Origin of the sequence: Mycoplasma marinum, from assembly GCF_004335975.1 — a bacterium.
In the GTDB taxonomy this organism is placed as follows: Bacteria; Bacillota_I; Bacilli_A; order Mycoplasmatales; family Metamycoplasmataceae; genus Mycoplasma_K; species Mycoplasma_K marinum.
This window is the reverse complement of the sequence record NZ_PSZO01000100.1, coordinates 1-758: the sequence shown is the minus strand read 5'-3', so window position 1 is coordinate 758 and position 758 is coordinate 1. Positions and strand designations below refer to the sequence as shown.

The 758-nt window shown below is 34.8% G+C and carries 1 protein-coding gene; it reads left to right on the top strand.

Annotated elements, in window-relative coordinates; genetic code table 4:
• Positions 1-758 (top strand): glycoside hydrolase family 3 N-terminal domain-containing protein (locus tag C4B24_RS04865; protein ID WP_131599653.1); only part of this gene is annotated, 758 nt, incomplete at both ends.

Genomic DNA, 758 nt, shown 5'->3' with positions numbered 1-758 from the left:
AAGCACCTCATGGACATCAAGGGCTTGACTCGACAACATTACCAGTTAATCTTGCTATTGGCGCAACATTTAATAAAAAACTTTACGAAAAAAACCAGTCAAATGTTGCAAAAGAAATTAGGTTTAAAGGCGCACATTTAGCTCTATTATCTTGCTTAGATCTTGCCCTTGATCCTAGATGGGGTAGATCAGAAGAATGTTTTGGTGAGGATACATATTTATCCATGCAAATGACTAAGCATGCAATTCGAGGTTTGCAGGGTAGGGGCGATAAAATTAGTTTTGACAAAGTTGCGGTTATTGCAAAGCACTTAATTGGTCAAGGTTCTGCATTTGGTGGTCATAATGGCAAATCAGTTTCCATGGGTTGAAATGAATTAAAAGCGCATCACATACCAATAGCGATAGAAGCAACTAAGCAAAAGGTTGCTGGTTTTATGGTTGCTTATAATGACATAGATAAAGTTCCATGTCATACGAATAAAAAATTATTGGATTATATTAAGGCGCAAAATGAATTTAAGGGTATTTTCATGTCTGACGGTTGTGGCATAGATAATATATTAAATTATACAAAAGAACCAATAAACGCTATTTCACAGGCTATAAATGCAGGAGTGGGTGTAGATCTATGAAATGAGACATTTAATAGTTTTGAAATGGCTCTAAACCAAGGAAAAATAAATAGAGATTTCTTTGATGATGCAATTGAGCGTACAGAATATCTAAGAAAAAGACTAGATATTCTAAAATACCCC